The sequence below is a fragment of the Achromobacter sp. genome, assembly GCF_036567245.1.
GTDB lineage: Bacteria > Pseudomonadota > Gammaproteobacteria > Burkholderiales > Burkholderiaceae_B > Achromobacter.
Genome location: NZ_DATCUY010000532.1, coordinates 1 through 14,782, shown reverse-complemented (window position 1 = coordinate 14,782; position 14,782 = coordinate 1). Strand labels below are relative to the sequence as shown.

The 14,782-nt window shown below is 65.3% G+C and carries 11 protein-coding genes and 2 pseudogenes; 6 read left to right on the top strand and 7 right to left on the bottom strand.

Features of this window, described 5'->3' with window-relative positions; translation table 11 throughout:
- Positions 1-81: 81 nt before the first annotated feature.
- Positions 82-750: a response regulator transcription factor gene (locus tag VIR09_RS22510; protein ID WP_332014861.1), complete on the top strand. Its 669-nt coding sequence runs from the start codon at positions 82-84 to the stop codon at positions 748-750.
- A gap of 78 nt (positions 751-828) precedes the next feature.
- Here VIR09_RS22510 and VIR09_RS22505 read toward each other — a convergent pair whose 3' ends face one another.
- The 6 genes and pseudogenes from VIR09_RS22505 to VIR09_RS22480 form a co-directional block, all read right to left on the bottom strand.
- Positions 829-4,179, bottom strand: a complete 3,351-nt coding sequence (locus VIR09_RS22505; RefSeq protein ID WP_332014860.1) for an autotransporter outer membrane beta-barrel domain-containing protein — start codon at positions 4,177-4,179, stop codon at positions 829-831.
- Between the two features lie 263 nt (positions 4,180-4,442).
- A complete protein-coding gene (locus VIR09_RS22500) occupies positions 4,443-6,311 on the bottom strand; it encodes a PepSY-associated TM helix domain-containing protein (RefSeq protein ID WP_332014859.1) in 1,869 nt (622 codons plus the stop codon).
- 70 nt (positions 6,312-6,381) lie between these two features.
- Complete coding sequence (locus VIR09_RS22495) at positions 6,382-8,850, bottom strand: TonB-dependent siderophore receptor (protein WP_332014858.1); 2,469 nt, start codon at positions 8,848-8,850, stop codon at positions 6,382-6,384.
- Positions 8,851-8,971: 121 nt separating this feature from the next.
- Entirely contained in the window at positions 8,972-9,703 is a 732-nt protein-coding gene (locus VIR09_RS22490) for a FecR family protein (protein WP_332014871.1), read from the bottom strand.
- 171 nt (positions 9,704-9,874) lie between these two features.
- Positions 9,875-10,036, bottom strand: a pseudogene (locus VIR09_RS22485) (FecR/PupR family sigma factor regulator); the annotation flags it as partial.
- On the bottom strand, positions 10,033-10,701 hold the full coding sequence (locus VIR09_RS22480; protein ID WP_332014857.1) for an RNA polymerase sigma factor: 669 nt from the start codon (positions 10,699-10,701) through the stop codon (positions 10,033-10,035). The pseudogene VIR09_RS22485 and the gene VIR09_RS22480, both read right to left, overlap by 4 nt.
- Before the next feature lie 214 nt (positions 10,702-10,915).
- Here VIR09_RS22480 and VIR09_RS22475 point away from each other — a divergent pair, with 214 nt between their 5' ends.
- From VIR09_RS22475 to VIR09_RS22465, 3 genes are all read left to right on the top strand, one after another.
- Entirely contained in the window at positions 10,916-11,503 is a 588-nt protein-coding gene (locus VIR09_RS22475) for a TetR/AcrR family transcriptional regulator (protein ID WP_332014856.1), read from the top strand.
- 93 nt (positions 11,504-11,596) lie between these two features.
- The gene (locus tag VIR09_RS22470) at positions 11,597-12,100 is read left to right on the top strand and encodes a hypothetical protein (protein WP_332014855.1); all 504 of its coding nucleotides are present in this window, start codon (positions 11,597-11,599) and stop codon (positions 12,098-12,100) included.
- Entirely contained in the window at positions 12,061-12,651 is a 591-nt protein-coding gene (locus VIR09_RS22465) for a hypothetical protein (RefSeq protein WP_332014854.1), read from the top strand. Before VIR09_RS22470 ends, VIR09_RS22465 begins: the two co-directional genes overlap by 40 nt.
- A gap of 14 nt (positions 12,652-12,665) precedes the next feature.
- Here the strand turns inward: VIR09_RS22465 and VIR09_RS22460 are convergent, their stop codons facing one another.
- Positions 12,666-13,514, bottom strand: coding sequence for a DUF4189 domain-containing protein (locus VIR09_RS22460; RefSeq protein WP_332014853.1), 849 nt, complete (start codon positions 13,512-13,514; stop codon positions 12,666-12,668).
- Between the two features lie 370 nt (positions 13,515-13,884).
- On the opposite strand from VIR09_RS22460, the gene VIR09_RS22455 reads away from it, so the two are divergent.
- Positions 13,885-14,448, top strand: a complete 564-nt coding sequence (locus VIR09_RS22455; RefSeq protein WP_332014852.1) for a hypothetical protein — start codon at positions 13,885-13,887, stop codon at positions 14,446-14,448.
- 86 nt (positions 14,449-14,534) lie between these two features.
- Positions 14,535-14,782 (top strand): annotated as a pseudogene (locus VIR09_RS22450) (hypothetical protein); the annotation flags it as partial.

The following is a 14,782-nucleotide window of genomic DNA, read 5'->3' as shown; positions in this document are numbered from 1 at the left end:
TCCCGGCAAGAACTTGGATTAAACTGGCCGCACTCGGAAACCCAGATCGCTTCGGAACGCCGCGCCTTCGATAGCCCATTCATGAGCAAGCCTCCAGCAGGACAGGATGTACGCATCATCGTCGCCGATGATCATCCGATCATTTCGCTTGCCGTCGCCGACGCTCTCAATGGCGTTCCCGGTTTCAGCGTCGTGGCGACCGCCCGCTCCGGATTGGAGCTTGTCGCGGCGATCCAAAGCCATCCCTGCCACTTGATCGTGACCGACTTCACGATGCAGTCCGAAACTGCGAACGAGGACGGCCTGCGCCTTATCGAACGCCTGCAACGCCAGTTCCCGCTGATTCCGATCGTGGTGTTCACCATGCTGACCAATAGCGGCATCCTCAGCCAATTGCGGCAACTGGGCGTGGCGGGCATCGTCGGCAAGGACGAACCCATCGACAAGCTGGTGGCGGTGTGCCTACGCGCCATGACCCAAAAAGAGACGATCCTGTCGGCCGGCATCGACAAGCGGCTCGGCCAGAACGATGTGACGATGGCAGGCGCCGGCCGCACGAAGAACCTGTCGCCGAAAGAACTCGAAGTGGTGCGCCTGTTCGCGCTGGGGTTGTCGGTGACGGAAATCGCGCGCCGGCTGAACCGGTCCGTCGCCACTATCGGCACGCAAAAGCAGTCGGCCATGCGCAAGCTCAACATCGACAGCAACGCCGAACTGCTCCGCTACGCCGACGAGCAAGGATTCGCCTGAGCGCTCTTCCCCCCGCCCAGGTGAAAAGCCCGGCTGCGCGGGATGCGCAACCGGGCTTTTCCTGGCGCAGGCCTGCCCTTACCAGCGGTAAGTCAGGTTCAGCATCCCGCCAAACCCGCGTTGGTCTCCGCTACCGGCCACGCCGGACACCTGGCCCGCCAGATACAGGGACTTGCCGATCCTGCCCTCGGCGCCCACCTTCAGTTCGGCCGCGTCCCGCAGCGGTTTGGCGCTGAAGCGGCCGTCGCCGATCTCGACCCTCGGGGTCCCCGTGGTGTGCAGCCAATTGGCCTCCAGGAACGGACGCACCGTGGCGCTGGCCTCGGATTTTCCCAAGGGATAGACGCGCGCGCCGACCCGCGTCGTCACCGAGTTCGCGCTGCCGCTCTCCAGTTTCATGCCTGGCAGCGTGGCGTCTGCGGCGTCGTACCGTACATAGGCCACTTGAACCTGCGGCTCGACCACCATGGCAGCCAGGGCCGAGCCGGGCGCGAACGGCTGCACGGCATAGCCGGTTTCGACCGAGGCCATCCACGCGTTGGCGTGGTAGCGCGCCGATCCCAGTTCGCTGCTGATCTGGTTCGAGTAACGGGCATACTGCAGCGAGGAATCCGCATAGGCGCCCAGGCGCGTGGCGTCGTTGGCGTACGCCGTGGCATACACGCCGACGGAATAGCCCGTGACCTTGCCTCGCGCTCGCGCGTTCACGGACGCATTCGAGCCCGGCAGCATGAGGCGCGAGGTGGAATTCGCCCGCGCATCGCCATAGCCCGCCATCACGCCGGCAAGCACCACGCCCTCCTGCCCCGCGCGGGCGTGCAGCACGTCGCCGCCCAACTGCATGACGTAGCTGTCCGTGTCGACGTCGACCTTGCCCTGCGTCAGGCGCAGGCCGCTGTCATGGCTGCCCTTGACGCGCGCCCAGAGCGCATCGCCGGATTTATCCGCCGCGTCGCCCGAAGGGATCCGGGTTACAGCACGGTCATGCAGGCTGTGCATGAACATCCGGGTCGCCGCCAACTGGTTGCCCAGGTAAGCGCCACTTTCCGGCGAGACGTTCACGAAGTCTTCGCCCCCGGGCGGGGTGATCTCCGGCGGCGTCAACGGCCCGCCGGGCTCACCCGGCCCGCCCGGCTCCGTGACCGGCGGCTCCGGCGTTTCCGGGTCGACCTCGCCTCCTGGCGTATAGATGGAGGTCAGATACCAATCGGACGCCACGCCATTGGTGCCGCCGCGCACCAGGCTGTAGTCGTAGCCATTGATCGCGATGGTTCCCGCGCTGCCCCGGTAGCCCGTGGATCCCGCGTCCAGGCGAAACGCGTCCGCCGTGGTGGTGCCGCCGTTGATCGTTTCCACCAGGCGGATGCCTTGCGTGGTCTGCCCGCCCGCGCCGCCCGCATTCACAATGCGCATGGCCGTGGTGCCGGAGGTGGAGCCGCCGTCAATCACCAGCTTGTCGGTCAGGGAAGCGTCATCGCCCAGCCTGGTATTCATGACCAGCGTGCCGCCGCCCACGTAGTCATTGACGGTGACCGTCTTGAAGCCCGCGTGAGCGTCGGGCGCAACGAAGCTCACGATGCCCGAGTTGCTCAGGGTGCCGAAAGAAGAGTCGCCGCGCACGTTCCAGGTACTGGTGGCGTCCACGCCCAGACGATCGATGCGGCCGTCGCGGGAGATGAGCGCGCCCGTCAATACGCTGGCATTCTTGAGCGAAATATCCACCACGCCGCTGTCGGCCAGGACGTCGCCCGTCAGGGTCGAGCCCGTTGCGTCCAGCTTGACCTGCCCCGCCTCGATGGTCGTGGTGGTGCCGCCGCTGGTGACGTTGACCGCCCGGGTGTGCAGAAGCAGGCCGCCGTTTTCGACGCCGCCCTTGCGGGCCGTGACTTGTGCATCGCGCAGCGTGAAATCATGGTTGCCCCCGGTGACCAGCAACGCGGCGGCGTCCTGCGTGTCGACGCGACTTCCATTCGAGAGGAACAGCGTATTGGTGATGTCAGCGCCGGTCACGTAGCTCCAGATCCCGTATGCATCCGCCCCCTCGGTGCTCAGCCGCGTGTTGTCGAGCATCACGAGGGTGCGATTGCTCATGGCCACGCCCGTGGCGTCGGCGCCGCGGGTGCGCACGATCGAGCCGGTCGCGGAGATCTTCGAACTGGTCCCGCTGGAAAAGAGACCGTGCGCATTCACGCCGTACGTGTCCACGGTGGAGTCCGTCAGCGCAATGCTGGCGCCGGACACCCGCGCAAGGGCTCCCACCGAACCCACTCCCTGGGTCTGGATGCTGGTGCCGAAGGTCTCTATCGTTGCCTTGGTTCCCCCTTCGCGCGAGGCATACAGTCCGTAGGCGTTGTTGCCGCGCGTGATGATGGAGCCGCCCTGCAAAGTCGCGCGGCCTCGCCGGTTGTCTATGCCGAGCGACTGGGAATCGATATGCAGGTCGACGGCATCGAGTTGACTGTCGACGCCGATGAGCCAGATGCCTGCCCCCCAAGAACGCGTGGCGGATATGGAGACGTTGCGCAATTTGGCCGAGGCGCCATCGGCGTTGAGGTTGATGCCGTAGCCGTTGGAGCTCGACAGCGTCGCATCGCTGACCGTCACCGAACCGCCTTTGACGCCGTAGATGCTGTTCGCCATGATTGCGTCGCCGGCGGCGGTTACCGAGCCGCCCTCCATCACCAGCGTCCCGCTTTCCGCTTCGATGCCCCGGCCGGAGACCGATATAACGTGCGTGTCCTTGAGCGACAGGGTCGACGCCGCGCCGCTCACCGTCATCGCGTCGATCGTATTGCCCTGGACATTGGCATTGACGCCGGTCAGTTCGACCCGGCCGCCGTTATCCACATACACCGCGGCGTTGTTGTTGGCGGCAGTGGTGATGTCGAGGAATTCCGCGGTGACGAGGGAGTTCGCGCCTTCCGAGCGCAGCCCGGTGCTGCCGTAGTTCGTCAAGGTGACGCTGCCGCCCTTCAGGGCGACTTTTCCGCCCGACTGAGCATAGGCCCCGTGGGAATAAGAGCCCGCGGTGCTGATTTCGGTATTGGCGGCCGATATCGTGCTGCCCGCGCCCGTCGCATGCAGGGCATGCGCATACTGCCCGGTGCCCACGGTCTTCACGCTGCCGTTGGACAGCTCCGCTGCTCCGCCCTGGCTGACTTTGACACCCGGGGTGTTCTGGCCGCCCGCCCCGCCCGCGCTGATGCGGATGCCGTCTCCGGTCACCTTGTTGCCCGCGCCGGAAACGTTGACGGCGGCCCCGGCGCCAGCGTGGGTAACGGTGGCCCCGGACTCCAGCGTGATCTGCGTCCCGCCCGCGGGATCCGAGACGTCCACCTGGCCGAGTTCCGCCGCGAAACCGGCGACGGGATACGCGGGAAGCGTGGCGGCCAGTATGCCGATCATGATGGGGGTGAGATGCTGGTTCATGGTGGATTCCTTGCCCCTTGCCAAGGTCCGCCGATGAACACCGCAAATCACTCGCGATAGCGCATTGCCTAACGATCAATAAGCCTGCGACCCGGACAAGGAGAGAATGAAGAAGAGGCTTCATTCTCAAGAGTCCGGGTTCCCCCGAAAATCATAGGATTATTAAAAATAAACGTTCAGGCGAAATGAAAAGATCAAATTTGCGTTTATTGCGCAACAATTGGCTATATTTTTCGCATGATTCTGCGGACAGCCACGTCCGCCTAGGCCCGCATCCACAGCAGCAGCGCGCCGGACGCCACGCCCGCCATCGCCAGCCACGCCCACGCCCGGCCCGCGCTGCGGGCGCCGAACGTGCCCACCGCAATCGCGGTGTACACAACGAAGCTCAGCAGCGATCCGGCCAGCACGCCGATTGCCGGCGATGCGCCAGCCAAGGCCGGAAAGGCCAGCGCCAGCGCCGACATCGCCAGGGCGGACAGCAGATAGCCACCCACGGCGGCCGCTATCACGCGGCTGACGATCCCCCATCGAGCTGTGGCGCCGTCGCTGGCGGCGGTGGCCTTGCGCGACGGCTGAGCAGCAACCGCCGGTGCAACGCTCCAGCGCCGCTGCAGCGCGCCGGCCATGTATGCCAGCAGCAGGCCAGATGCGAGCGCGGTGAGTTCCACTGCCGCCTGCAGCCTCTCCCCGCTCGCGGCATAGGCCCACAGATGGCGGCCCGTCGTAGCCCAGTTCAATACCGGCAGCGCCAGGCAGAGCACGGCCGCCGCAGCCAGTTGCTCGATCCAGGCGCGGCGCGGCGTACGCCACAAGGCGTGAGCCAAGGTGACGGCCCACACGGCGAAGAAGACGCGGATCTCCCAGGCGCTGCGTTCTGGCCAGGCGGCCGGGATCAGCCGGTTGCCGTAAAAGTAGGCAATGCTAGCCAAGGCAATGCCCGCAAGCGCCGCGACGTTCAAGGCCTCGACGCAGCGGTAGACCCGCGCCGTCGCCGCGCCGAACTCGTGCTCGCTCTTCTTGCGCCGCTTGATGGAAAACAGCAGCGTGCCGATGGCGATCATGGCGGTGCCCATCAGGCCGCTGAAGAAATACAGCCACTTGATGGTCCATCCGCCGAAGTCCGCCTTGTGCAGGGCTTCGATCGTCTCATGGACCTGCTTCGCTGCCAGCTCCTCGTGATGGGCGGGTACATACTGCAAGACCGCGCCGCTTTCCGCATCGAATGCGACCCGGCTGCTCTCGGTGAGCAGGCGCGGCGCCCCGCCCGCCAGGGGCTTGCGGCCGGACACCAGGACGACGCTGCGCGCGTCGCCCGGACGATCGATGGTGATCCGCGCCGCATCCTGTCCCGTCAGCTCGCGCGCTCGCGACAGCAAGAGGTAGAGATCGGGGACTGCGCCAACGCCCTGCCCCGCGACGCGAAGCGCCGGCTGCGTGGGCGCAAGCTCGGCCTGATAGCGGCGATAGGCGCCCGCATCCCCGCCATACGCCGCGTGCAGCGGCCATGGCATGTAGCTGGTGTAGAAGAACGCCAGCCCGGTGTAGCCGATCATGAACAGGAACGGCAGCGTCAGCACCGCCGTGGCGTTGTGTGCGTCCAGCCAGCTGCGTAATCCTTTGCCGAGACGGAAGGTGAAAAAATCCTTGAAGATACGCTTGTGCACCACCACGCCGGAGACCAGCGCGACCAGCATGCACATGGATATCCAGCCCACCAGCCAGTAGCCCGGCAGGCCGCCGTGCAAGGTGTAGTGGAAGGACATGAAATGCCGGCCGCCCTCCGTCTCGCGTATCTGGGGCGCAGGCTGCACCGCGCCCGTGCGGGAGTCCAGCCAGACCTCATGACGAACGCCATCCCCCGTGCGCCAGGACAGCTGCACGGGCCAGCCTGGTTGGGCCGGCAAAGAGATATCCCAGACGGAAGCCGCCGCTGCCCGGGACGACAACTCCTGCGTAGCGCGCGCCAGCCACTGTCGCGCGTCGGCTGCCTCGGCGGCGGAAGCCGGCGGCGGCCCCGCTTCCATCCAGCGCGTGATGGGCTCCCGGAACACGCTGAGCGTGCCGGTCAGGAAGATCGCGCACAACAGCCAGCCACAGGTCAGGCCGCACCAAGTGTGCAGCCAGGACATGCTCTGGCGGAATCCCCCCTTCACGACTGCGTCCGCAGGCGGCCGCAAGGACCGTCAGGCGCATGGCCGGTCACAGCGTCCCCCGCAAGGTCAGCATCACGTTGCGAGGTTCGCCATAATGGTTGCCGCGACGGATCTGGCTGACCATGCCGTAATAGTCCTTGTCGAACGCGTTCGCCACGTTCAGGCTGGCAGACCAGTGCTTGTTGATGCGATAGCCCGCACGCAGATCCCATACCGCGCGGCCGGGCGCGCCCATCCGCACCGACTCGTCGTCGTAGGCCTTGTACGAGTAGCCGCTTTGCGCCGACACGCCGCCGCCGATGCTGAAGGCATTCCAGCGGCCCGGCAGTTGGTACGTGGTAGACAGGCGGAACAGATGGCGCGGGGTCTCCGCGCTGATCGTCTCGCCCTCGTCGTCGCGGCTGGTGAGATAGGTATAGCCTGCCATCACCTGCCAGCCCGGCGCGAGCGCGCCGCTCGCTTCCAGTTCGAAGCCCTTGCTGCGCAGGGTGCCGCCGTTGCGATAGCAAACGGGGTTGCCCTGCGTCCCCGGGCAGCTTCCGGTGGCCGCCATGTCTTCCACCGCGATGCCGGACTTCTTCACGGCGAACACCGCCGCGGAAACGTTCAGGCGTCCGTCGTAGAGTTCACCCTTCACCCCTGCCTCGTAGTTGGCGCCGATGGTCGGGTCCAGCGGCTTGCCCGAAGACGTTACGTAGCTGCTCTGCGGCTGGTAGGTGTCCGCATAGCTGGTGTAGACGGACCATTGCTGGTCCAGGTCGTAGACCAGTCCGGCATAGGGCGTGAACTCATGTTTCTGCTCATAGTCCCGAGTTTTTTCGCCTGTCAGCCCATCATTGGACCGGTATTTCAACCAGCTGAACTTGCCGCCCAGCAACAAGTGCAGCGGGTCCGCCAGTTGCAGCCGCATGCTGCCGTACAGGCTGGTCTGCTCCAGCCGCGACGTTTCCCCGCCGTCCCAGGCCGGACGCGCCGGTTTCGGGATGGAGGAATGGTCAGGGTCATACACGTTGATGGGCGTGTCGTTGTCCAGATACGCCCATTGCTGGTTGACGCGCTGGCGCGACCAGCTTGCGCCGAGCAGGACCTGGTGCGTGCCGCCCAGCGCCTGGAAACTGCCCGTGGTATTCAGGTCGATGCCGTCGCTCTTCACGTGCGCATTGTTGAAATAGATGGTGTAGAAGCTCGAACCCACGCCGGTCGCCCGATCCACGCCACCCCTCGGAATGGCCACGCGCTGATCCAGGTCGACCTCGGTATGGTTGAGCGACAGGCGCGCCTTCCAGTCCTTGTTGAACCGGTGCTCGGTTTCAGCGAACACTTCGTTCACCTCGCCCTTCTGCCGGTTCCAGTCCTGGAGCAACGAGGTCGAGCGCGAAACGTCCAGCGCGCTGCCGTCGGTATAGCGCGGCAAGCCGAAAATCCAGTAGCCGTCCGTGTCGGTGGCTTGGTGGCGCGCGCCGAACGTCAGCGTGGTGTCGCTCCCGAGATCGGCGTCGATAACGCCGTAGACCAGGGGCGATTTCGACTTGGCGCCGTCGTAGAAGTAATGGCGGTCCTGGTACGCGGTGACCAGCCGGCCGCGTACCGTGCCGGACTCGTTGAGCGGGCCGCCGCCGTCGAGTTCCATGCGGTAGTTATCCCAGGAACCCACCGTCGTGAATCCCTCGAAATGGCCTTCGCTGCGCGGACGCTTGCGCACCATGTTGATCGCGCCGCTGGGATCCGCCGAGCCCAGCATCAAGCCCGCCGCGCCGCGCAGCACTTCCACCCGGTCGAAGACGGCGGTGTCGATGGGCAGCCAGCCCACCGGGGCGTAGACCACGCCAGCCACGCCGTCGACCAGGTAGTTGCTGTCGTCCACCGTGAACCCGCGTATCGAGAACTTGTGGTTGCCAAAGTTTCTTGCGGACTTCGTTACGCCTGTCGTCTGCGCCAGCGCCTCGTCCAGTGTGGTCAGGTTTTTATCGGTGAGCAACTGGCGCGTAAGCACGCTGACCGACTGCGGTGTTTCCCTGACCGACTGCGTCATCTTGCTGATCGTGATGGCATCGCTGGTGTATGAGCCGGTTCCTTCGGTCGTTGGGCCGCCCATGCCGCTGCCGGTAACCGTCACCGATTGCAGCGTCACCGCGTCGGACGAAGATTGCCCGACCACCGTCAAGGTGTATACGTTCGGCCGGGCGCTGTTGACGCGCACGTTCGTGCCGGACAGCAATTGATCCAGCGCTTCGCGCGGCGCATAGCGGCCATTGACCGCTGGCGCGTGCTTGTCCGCCACCACCGCCTCATCGAACAGCACCTGATGCCGGGATTGCTCCGAAAACAGTCTCAAGGCATGTTCCAGCGGCTGCGCCGGAATGCTGAAATCCACCTGCGCCTGCTGCGCCTGCACTGCGGCGGGCGACGCCAGAAAGGCAAGCGCGCACGCCACCATCACCGGCATGGCCCTGAGCTGCATGCCCGCGGTCAACGCGCCGCCAGCAAGCGCGTCCTTCAACAATCCCCGTCCCATTCCCACTCCCATCGTTGTTGGCCGCTACCGGCCTTGCGGGAGTAAACGGATTCCGGGACGGGATTGGGAACCCGCGCACCGCATGCAAACAAAAATAATTTTCAGCTAGATTTCCGGACGCTCAGCGGTCCTGGATGAGATAGCCGCCGCCGGGCGTACGCTTGACCTGCACGGGCAGCAGGTCCGGCAAGGCTTCCAGGAATGCGGCGGGCGCATTGGTCGCGGCGAAACCCGAGACCGGCAAGGACTTCAGGCCCGGGCTGGCCAACGCCACCGGTTTGCCCAGGTATTGCGCGACCTCCTGGGCTACCTCGCCCAGCGGCGTACGCCGGTACACCAGACGGCCATTGCGCCATCCGCCCACGCCGTCCGGCACTGCCGCCACCGCCTGATAGGTGGCGTTTCGCGCATCCACGGTCACGCCTTGCTCGGCGCCCAGCGACAGCTCGGGCCTGGCCTTGTCGCGGTCGGGCTGCACGCGCACCCGGCCATGCGACACCTTGACGATGACTTCATCTGCCGTGTTGCGCACATTGAAAGCCGTGCCCACCACGGTGATCCGGCTCTGGCGCGCATCGACCGTAAATGGCCGGCCCGTGTCCGGCGCCACGTCGAAGAACCCTTCGCCCTGGTTCAGCACCAGCTCGCGGCGCCGCGGATAGTAGCGGACCTCCAGCGTGCTGCCGAAATTCAGCGCGACATGGGAGCCGTCGGGCAGGTCCAGTTGACGCACCTCTCCCGCCGCCGTGCTCACGCTCAGCACATAGCCGGCCGTGTTGTCCCAGCGATACCAGCCGTAGCCGCCGCCCAGGACCAACACCGCACAGGCAGCGGCGAACGCCTTCGAGAACATGGGTTGCCCCAGCAGCGTCCCCCAGAATCCTGGCCGGCCGGCTCGGCGGCCGGGTGCATTTCTCGAAGAGCGTCGCGGCAAGGTTCTGGTTGGACCCGCAGCGGCCTGTCCGTCCGAGGCCAGCGCGGGACGGGGCGCGTGTGACAAATCCTGCCAGGTTCGCGCTACCCGCGAGTACGCCTGCCGATGCGCGGGACGGGCGGCCAGCCAGGCATGCAGTTCCTGCTCATCCGCGGCCGACCAGCTGGCGTCCTGGCGGCGCACCAGCCATTCGGCGGCCGCCTCATGCAAGGCAAGCGTATCCGGCGGAGCTGAGGAAGACGTATCGGTCATGACGAGGCAGAGTCGCTGTTGCTGTTATTGTCCAAGCCGGCGTCTTCGTCGGCGGGCCGATGCAATTGCCGCATCTGCGCAGCCGTAGCATAGTGCACCCGGACCTCGCAGTAGGCGATGGCGCGCGCCAGATGCTTGACCACCATGCGTCGCGATATCTGCATGCGGGCAGCGACTTCGTCCTGCGTCAGCCCATCGAACCGGCTCAGCACAAAGGCTTCGCGCTGGCGCTCGGGGAGCTCCTGCAAGGCCTCGCCCAGCCGCTGCAGGCGCTGTTGATGCGCCGCCGCGTGCATCGGACATGAAGCCTCGCCCGCCGCCAGCGCCTGCACGCCCTCTTCGGCGTCATCGAGCGACACCGTCTGCATGCGGCGACCTGCCTTGCGTTCGCGGAACTCGTCCGCCACGCCGTTCAACACCGTCCTGCGCAGGTATGCGCCCTGCTGATCAGCAGAGTCCAGCGCGGGATTGGCCGCCACCCATTTGACGACGCCCTCGTGCAGCGCGTCTTCGGCGCTGCCGATGCTGCCCTTGAAGCGGGCCAGGCCGCGCATGAGCGGCAAGCGCCAGCGCGCGTAGGCTTTGGCGATGGCGCTGGAACTCCCGTTCTTGTCGTCGGCGGATGCGGGCGTCGGGTTGGACGCCAGCAAAGGATTGCGGCTCATACGGCGCGGGTCGATTGAAAAGTGGCCGGATTGTACTGAGATTTATTCTCAGTCGCAAAAAACAGGAATATTTGCTCGTCTGCCTTGTCTCCGGAACTGCCCAGAGCTTGACGGCTAACCGACCAACTAGTAGATTGGCTGACAGGCGAATGCGGCGCGATAGTTCCACATCCGCGTAAAGCCCTACATATTCTCAGAACACAAGGTAGATACCATGAGCGTGGAGCTCTCTCCCAGAGCGGCCGAGATCGTCGAGCAGACCCGGTTGCTGCTTGCCGCAGGCGGTTATCACGGGTTCAGCTACGCCGATATCTCCGAACGGGTCCATATCGGCAAGCCCAGCATCCATCACCATTTCCCGACCAAGGCGGATCTGGTGCTGACGGTGGTCGCCCAGCATCGCGAGCAGGCCAAACAAGGTCTGGGAGCATTGGATCAGCATGTCCAGGATCCGCAGGCGCGTCTGACGGCATACACGGATTATTGGGCAAAGTGCATACGCGAGGACACGATGCCCATGTGCATCTGCGCGATGCTGGCTGCCGAACTCCCCATGATTCCGCAAGCCATCGCGGACGAGGTGCGCGCCTATTTCCGCGAGTTGGCCGGCTGGATCGCCGCGGTGCTGCAACGCGGAAGCACCATGGGTCAATTCCATCTGCGCGATGATGCCGCGGTCGAAGCGCAGGCCTTCATGTCGACCGTGCATGGCGCAATGCTGACGGCCAGGGCTTGCGGCGATCCCGAAATATTCGCATCCATTTCCAGGGCGGCCATCCGCCAATTGACCACGCCAGCCTGACTTCCCAGGCGCACTCCCGAGTGCGCTATTTTTACGCCGCAAACCGATCAACTAGTCGGTCGCTTAATGCAACACCATTTGCAGGAGCCATCCATGCCCCACCCCATTTCCACCCTGGGCGCCGCCCACACCCTCATCAGCCTCGTGCCGGCCACCGTCGGCCTGTACAGTTTTGCGCGATATCGGAGGATAGACGCCGCGACGCGATCCGGCAGGATCTATCTGGGCGGGCTGCTATTGGCCGTGCTCACTTCGTTCGGGTTGTCCAGTTCCGGGAGTTTCAATGCCGGGCATGCCCTCGGCATCCTGGCCCTGCTCTCGGCAGCGGGAGCCCTGCTGATCTCCCGGAATTCCTCGCTTCCCAGGGCACAGCCCTACCTGTCTCAACTTGGGTACTCGTTCAGCTTTTTCTTGATGTGGGTCCCCGGAATCGCGGAAACGCTGACACGGCTGCCGCTGGGCCATCCGCTGGCCGACGGTCCCCAGTCCCCCTTGGTGCGCGGCGCGCTGGCCGCCTGGCTCGGGGTGTTCCTGCTGGGCTCCGCGGCGCAGCTGCTGTGGATCCGTTCGCAGTCGCGCGCGACGCGACGCCGTTAACCGCTGCCGCCATGCGTTCCAACATCATCGAACCCTCAAGTCCGGCCCTGCCCTCCGGCCGCACCAATCGCTTGGCGCACGCACAAGCGCCGCAGTTCGCGTTTGCGCAAGCCGCGCAGCCGCCAGCCGCGGCAATGCCGCGCCCACGGCCGGGGATTGCAAGTCATGAGAGCAGATCCGTGCATTTGCTACGGGATCAGTACACGGCCCACTGCCTGAAAAACGCAGTTCTTGCGCATCAGGCCCAGCAAGCCCGCCTGCGCGAGCGCGCCATCGCGGCGAATCAGGCCCAGCGGGACGAACAGACCGCGCTGCAGGCGCGCGCCGATGCGGCCAACGACCTGGGCACGATCCAAGGCCTGCTACCGCAGCAACTCTACCGTCATGCCGTGGGAGTTCCGCCCATCGTTGCGCAGCAGTTCACGGCCCCCGCCGATGTCGGACCGCCCCTGGTTGGTCCGGTCGCCAACATCACGAAGATGCGCAGCAGAACCGAAAACACGTCAGACGCTGAGCGCCGCCACGCCAACCGCCGGGAAGCAGAGGGGTAGGCAGCGCATCTGGCTCAATTCGCCTTCTCGTCCTCGCCCTTGTACCCGCTGATGTAAGCCCGCCCCGAGCAGCGCACGAAGGCCACGCAGGTCAAGCCGCCGCTTTTGGCGTCGCAGGTGGCGCGCGCTTCGTTGCGCGCCGCCACCGGATCGGGATTCTTCGCGGTGAAGCTGGTGCCGCGGCCCTCGCTGCCCTTGCCCCAGGCCATGCCGACGCAGGTATCGGTGTAGGTGAGCACCGTGCGGCAGCCGACGCAGTCTTCCCACTTGAGCAAGGCCTCGACCGCTTCCTTCTCGCTCGGATAGCCGTCGGCGTAGGTCAGTTGGCCCGAGTCCTTCTCGGCCACGGAGCCCCAGTAGCCGCGCGAATCCAGCTTGGCCGACAGGGCCTCCAACTGAGCGGGCGTGGCGGTGTCGGGCGCCTTCAGATCGGCTTCGCTGTAGCCTGGACCCGCGCACAGCGGCATGACGGCCAACTTGCACTTGCCGTCGGCGCTGTCATTGGTGCAGGTGCGGATCGCCTTTTTCGCGGCCACTTCTGACGACACGCTGGTGCCCCAGAACAAGTCGTTGCGCGAATTGCGCGAGAACGCCACGCAGCTGTCCGAGAACGAGGTGACGCTCTTGCAGCCCTTGCCGCCAGCCTTGTTGCACTTGGCCAGCGCGGCGCCCTGCGCCTCCTTGGCGGAGGTTTCGGGCATGACCCAATACAGCTTGGCGTGCGCTTCGTCGGTGGCCACTGCGCCGTAAAGGGTGTCGGCATGCGCCGACGGCGCGGCTACGAGACCCAAGGCCAGCGCGCCTGCGCCGGCCAGTGCGGCCACGGTGGAACGGAACTGAACGAGCAATCGCGCGAGCATCATGGGTGTGCAATATCCAGTGGTAGTGGCGCGGCGCGCCCCGCGATGTCTCGTCGCCAAGGACGCCCCCTGGGCGCAGAACGCGCGGATCGTAACACGTTACAGTTTGTCTTCCAGACCTTGCTTTACCGCGTTTCCAGGTATTACGTAACCAATTTTGCAGCGGCTGAAAGCTGATGCGCCACTATTTTTTCGGTAACATCGACCACTACCGGCGCAGCACTTTGCGGGCGCCTGCGGGTATCCGCCGCTCTGTCAGCGTTCTGGCGCCGCGATACGACTCGTCACGAAACGAAACCAAAAAAAGACAAAATCTTGCGGCCACTGAATTATGTTGCGGCACGCCGGATCTTTGAGGGAGCTAGGGCTCAGCATGAATAAATCGCGACTCCGTTCGACCTGGTGGCTGGGCCGCGCCCTGCCGGTGTCGCTGGCCCTGACCGCCTTGGCCGGCTGCGCGCCGATGCCCACGGGCGGCAGTTCGACGCTGCCGTCGCTGACCAATATCTTCTCGTCGGGGCTATCGCTGTCGCCCAGCGTGAACGTGGCCAAGAACATGAAAGGCCGGCCGGTCGCCGACGCCATCACGGCGTTGGGCGAACCCTCGAAGAAGCAAGGGGTCGGCAACACCATGGAAATGGTCTGGTCCGACTACCAGACCGCGCCCTATACCGAATGGGTCTCGACCGGCACCTCGCAGCAGGTGGTCGGCATGATCCCGGCCACCTCGACCAGCGCCGCCACGCCCGTGTTCCAGAATACCAACCATGGCTACTACAGCGGCCGCACGAAGGTCTACGAATGCAGCGTGGTGATGCGCATGCAGAACAGCGTCATCATCGACAGCCAGGTGGACGGCAATGTATGCCCCGAGTTCATCGCCGCGCTGCGCAAGTGGGCGGGTGAGCGCGAAGCCAACAACTACCGCAGCAAGTAAGGCGCAGCCCCCCCTTGTCGAGCAAACCCGGAGCACGCCGCTTCCTCGCAGCGACGGCTGGCGCCATCCGCCAGCAGGGCCGCGCCATGCTGGCCGCCGCGCCCTGGTCCTTGGCGGTATTCACCCTGTCGCTGCCCTTCGCCTTGTTGATTGCCAACCTGTTTCCGTACGGAGGCTGGCTGTTTCTTGCGTTGGCGCTGATCAATCTGATCGCCTTGGCGCGCATGACGTTCGCCTGGCATCGCGTCATCACTCTGCCAGATTCGCCAGGCGAACGTCATGCGCGCCAAGGCGATCAGATTGATCAGCGCCAACGCAAGAAACAGCCAGCCTC

Coding starts and splice junctions, on each gene's coding strand:
- VIR09_RS22510 (WP_332014861.1), top strand. CDS start 82: ATGAGCAAGCCTCCAGCAGGACAGGATGTACGCATCATCGTCGCCGAT.
- VIR09_RS22505 (WP_332014860.1), bottom strand. CDS start 4,179: ATGAACCAGCATCTCACCCCCATCATGATCGGCATACTGGCCGCCACG.
- VIR09_RS22500 (WP_332014859.1), bottom strand. CDS start 6,311: ATGTCCTGGCTGCACACTTGGTGCGGCCTGACCTGTGGCTGGCTGTTG.
- VIR09_RS22495 (WP_332014858.1), bottom strand. CDS start 8,850: ATGGGACGGGGATTGTTGAAGGACGCGCTTGCTGGCGGCGCGTTGACC.
- VIR09_RS22490 (WP_332014871.1), bottom strand. CDS start 9,703: ATGTTCTCGAAGGCGTTCGCCGCTGCCTGTGCGGTGTTGGTCCTGGGC.
- VIR09_RS22480 (WP_332014857.1), bottom strand. CDS start 10,701: ATGAGCCGCAATCCTTTGCTGGCGTCCAACCCGACGCCCGCATCCGCC.
- VIR09_RS22475 (WP_332014856.1), top strand. CDS start 10,916: ATGAGCGTGGAGCTCTCTCCCAGAGCGGCCGAGATCGTCGAGCAGACC.
- VIR09_RS22470 (WP_332014855.1), top strand. CDS start 11,597: ATGCCCCACCCCATTTCCACCCTGGGCGCCGCCCACACCCTCATCAGC.
- VIR09_RS22460 (WP_332014853.1), bottom strand. CDS start 13,514: ATGATGCTCGCGCGATTGCTCGTTCAGTTCCGTTCCACCGTGGCCGCA.
- VIR09_RS22455 (WP_332014852.1), top strand. CDS start 13,885: ATGAATAAATCGCGACTCCGTTCGACCTGGTGGCTGGGCCGCGCCCTG.